Origin of the sequence: Thermogutta sp. (genome assembly GCF_039793925.1) — a bacterium.
Classification (GTDB): domain Bacteria; phylum Planctomycetota; class Planctomycetia; order Pirellulales; family Thermoguttaceae; genus Thermogutta.
Map to the genome: position 1 here is coordinate 1 of NZ_JBAMME010000279.1, position 3,764 is coordinate 3,764.

Genomic DNA, 3,764 nt, shown 5'->3' on the forward strand with positions numbered 1-3,764 from the left:
TTAAGCACATGACCCGACACCGATGAGAATACCCCGAGAAATGATAAACTTGGGGTGATCACGACCCAAGAAAGGAGATCGCAGGAGATAAAAAAGGCAAGAAAACAAAAAATCGGGGCGACTGGATTTGAACCAGCGACCTCTTGGTCCCGAACCAAGCGCTCTAAGCCAGGCTGAGCTACGCCCCGCAAGAACGATCTTCTCGATATTGTCTAGAGAGAACGCCTGCCTGGCCTATCCATTGTTTTTGTTTCGGCCACGCAGGATTCTTCTTCAGTTTACCGCCACTTCCCGCCCAGCGTCAATCCATGATGTTTCTGACTCATCCCCACTTTTTTGGAAAAATCTCTGAAATGCCACGGGTGCAACGTTCCGGAGGGGCAGTTCATGACTTGCCTCTACGACACACCGAGCACCACTCAGATGGATCAAATCTCGGTCGGTAGGGGTGAGCCACCAATCGTCGCCCAACCCAGACAGAGCCCCACCGCTAAACTCAAGGCCTGGCATCGACGGCCAAATCCGACCTGTGATAGGAGCTCATCCCTCTAACAGTCAGCGGCACTTGGTGCTATCACACCGGCACGCCGAGAAAACCCTCATGGTAGAACACCGGTTCGTACCCTTGCTCGGTCAACCAGCGAATGGCCGTTTCCAATCGTTGGGGATGGTCTGGCAGATAGCGCTGGTAAAAAGGCCAGAAGTACTGTTCATGAGTAAAAACATCCATGATTTCAGCCGTGTTGGGGTCTTCTTTGAGCGGTGCCAAAGTGGGCACAATTTTATCCACCGGTGTGTTATTGCAGACGATGTCGACGCGTGAGAAGACTATCCCGCTTTCGAAATCCATCCACGCATCGTGGCGGGACAGGTAGGCACTTCTAATAGGGTCAAGGTGATAGTTCACATCCCACACGCCGCCGATTCGGGTAAAGTATCCACTGAGCACGCGAACGCCGCGTTCTTTGAGAACCCCGAGGCTGGCCGGCAGGACCATTCCCCAATGGATGACGGTGGGTGGGGAATACGAGGCTTCACCGGCAAACCGCAGGATCTGCTCCGCCACACGATCCAAGTCTGCCGCCAGTTGCTGCGGCGAGGCGTGCTGATAGGGGCGGTCGGGTTTGTCCGCCCAGGCGTGAAAAGCAAGTTTCAGCCAATCTGCATTGTCTGCCCATTCACCTTTGTAACGATCGGGGAACTGCGTCAGATTGAAGTCGTCACCTGTTGTGTAGTAAATGTTCAGCACGAATTTTGTGCCGTACTTTTTGTGGAGGTCCCGAAGCATCGCCAGATACCAGCAATCGAAAAGGGATCCATATTCGTGCTGAGCAATATCGCGGAGAAAGAAGCTGTTATCGTCGATGGAAAAACGATACCGAGGCCGACTGTTTCGGTCCCAAATCACTTTGATCCGATGCTCTTGATCGCCGCGGGGACCGCGCGATTTTGCCACGATCTCGTTTTCATGTTGAGTGAGGGTGACGGTGGTTCGATAGAGAGCTCCTTGGCGCTGCGCCGGCTGGTCGTTGACGGTGACGGTTTGATCCTCGGGCGCCAACCCCAGAACCTCGATTTCCAGACCACGCTCCGTTTGTCGGCCGTGCCGCCAGTTGAGCACCGCACCGTGAACCGGTTGTAAAATGGTCGTGCTCGTCGCATCCGCCAGCAGACGTCCTGTCGCGAAGGCTGCTGTTCCGGTGGCCAATCCTAACAGAAAATGACGCCGGGACCAGAAGTTAAAAGACATGGCTCTGCCTGTTCAGTGGGAAAGTTGTTTCAAATTGTTTTACGGGGCCGTCGCTTCGGGTGGCTCGGTTCGTTCCTTCTGGGTCACATTCTCAGGGGGTTTATGTGGACCGCGGGGCTGTTCGCGTTCGCTGTGTGCCTTGCGGTGGGGTGGTTTCTTCGGAAGTGGTTCCGCGGCCTCAGCGGTCCTCTCTTCATCGAAATCTTCGTACGTCGAGACGTAGCCCGGCAATTTCGCACGGGCTTTTTCCTCTTCATAGGCGGCAATCACGCGAGCCTGGATCATCTCCCGGCACTGGGAATTGATGGGATGGGCAATGTCTGCATAGAGTTTCGCCCGACCTTCCTCGTCGCGCTCAATCGGCTGCTCTTTAAGTCGGATGCCACACTGGTTGCAGTACTGAGCCCGAAGGTGATTCTTCGTTCGGCAATTGGGACAGCGCGCCGTGAGTTTGCGGCTGGGCATGGCGACGAACGGCCCATTGGCCCCCTCGATGATCTTTAGGTCTCTGACCACAAAACAATCATCGAAGGTAATCGAGCAGAAGGCTTTCAGCCGCTCTCCGGGCTCGTCCATGAGCTTGATGCGTACCTCGGTGATTTCCACGGCCGACCTCCTTTCCCTGAGGACTCTTCACACAACCGAATGCACGACGAACGCAGCACCGAGCCGAGCGGAGTGGATCCGCCGCGCCGCGGCCAGGGCCTGCTCGCGGTGGCAATAGAGGGCGAAATAGCACGAACCGCTCCCCGTCAAACTGACCGCCCAACTACCCATTTGCCCCAACGACCACTTAAGGCTGGCTAGCTCCGGCGCCAAACGTTGTGCAGGTTCCTCCAAACGATTGAACACCCGTTGCCGAAACGAGGCCCAATCTCCCCTTTGCCATGCTTCGAGCAGCGGCGCGACCGCTTGCGGCCTTTCCGGTACCCGGCACGCTCCGTACACATCCCGGGTCGCGAGGCTCACCGGGGGTTTCACCACCACCGCGTGAAGCAGCGGCCCCGGCCGAACGGGTTCCACAATTTCTCCTCGTCCACGGCACACGCTGGGTCCTTTGTGGAGAAAGAGAGGGACGTCACTCCCCAGCTGCGCGCTCCAGTGGTGGAGCGTCTGCTGAGAAACCCCGACATTCCACACCTGACACAAAGCCACCAGCGCAGCCGCTGCGTCCGAAGATCCCCCACCTAATCCGGCCCCGGTGGGAATACGTTTCCAAAGCTGGATGCGTACTCCTCGGTTGATTCCCGTTTCCTGCTGAACCAGGCGTGCCGCACGATACACAAGATTGGTTTCATCCGCCGGCACAGAATATTTCCCACAAAGCTCCGCCCAGTCCCCCTTCCATACCCATTTTACGTCTAAGACGATGTTGCTTCCTGGGATTTCCTCAAGCACCAGGGTATCATACAGGCTAATCGGCACGACCAGGGTCTCGATGAGGTGATAGCCGTCTTCGCGGCGCCCCAACACCTCGAAGAAAAGGTTCAATTTGGCTGGGGCATGAACGACCCACGATGTGTGCCAGCGTTGGACCTGCATTCGACGTCCGCCCCGGCAAGGGTACCTATAGTTGCAACGACCATCCCCCAAGCACTAGGGATTTTAAGCCTTTCTTTAGTGACGTCAATATCTATTTCCCCACGGTTGGGTGGTGGCAATTTTTTCCGCACAGCCGGTGAAATTTTCTCCGCCGCGTCCATCCAAATATTCGCGGGCCGCCATGTGCTGCATGGAACTCATCAAGCATGGGCGAACCATGCCCCATTCCCGCTTTTTCTCGCGGGAAAAAGGAATTTGGGGCTAACTTCGCGAAATTATTCAGACCGTCTTTTCACAGAATGATACATAACGAAAAATCCCGCCCTTCCAGAAAACTGTCCTGAGCCAGGGGAAGTAACCCTTCCTAACCAGGGGAAGCTCGCCCCCTAAAACGGACACATATCGGCGCGAGGAGCACGAAGAAGACCAGCCCTTTTTGGTGTAGCCCGGCCAAATTGGCGAGCCCTCTGAT

General features: G+C 56.1%; 4 protein-coding genes and 1 tRNA gene. All 5 read right to left on the reverse strand.

What is annotated here, in order from left to right; genetic code table 11:
• Nucleotides 1-112: 112 nt before the first annotated feature.
• A tRNA-Pro gene (locus ABJK56_RS14040) sits at nucleotides 113-188 on the reverse strand.
• A 386-nt stretch (nucleotides 189-574) separates the two neighbouring features.
• Nucleotides 575-1,750: a hypothetical protein gene (locus tag ABJK56_RS14045; protein ID WP_347245293.1), complete on the reverse strand. Its 1,176-nt coding sequence runs from the start codon at nucleotides 1,748-1,750 to the stop codon at nucleotides 575-577.
• Nucleotides 1,751-1,789: 39 nt separating this feature from the next.
• Nucleotides 1,790-2,356, reverse strand: coding sequence for a SpoVG family protein (locus tag ABJK56_RS14050; RefSeq protein ID WP_347245294.1), 567 nt, complete (start codon nucleotides 2,354-2,356; stop codon nucleotides 1,790-1,792).
• A gap of 27 nt (nucleotides 2,357-2,383) precedes the next feature.
• Entirely contained in the window at nucleotides 2,384-3,292 is a 909-nt protein-coding gene (gene ispE / locus ABJK56_RS14055) for a 4-(cytidine 5'-diphospho)-2-C-methyl-D-erythritol kinase (RefSeq protein WP_347245295.1), read from the reverse strand.
• Nucleotides 3,293-3,571: 279 nt separating this feature from the next.
• Nucleotides 3,572-3,764: hypothetical protein (locus tag ABJK56_RS14060; RefSeq protein WP_347245296.1), on the reverse strand; the 193-nt coding region annotated here is incomplete at its 5' end.

Excerpts from the sequence above, each read along its gene's own strand:
- ABJK56_RS14045 (WP_347245293.1), bottom strand. The coding sequence starts at position 1,750 with ATGTCTTTTAACTTCTGGTCCCGGCGTCATTTTCTGTTAGGATTGGCC.
- ispE (WP_347245295.1), bottom strand. The coding sequence starts at position 3,292 with ATGCAGGTCCAACGCTGGCACACATCGTGGGTCGTTCATGCCCCAGCC.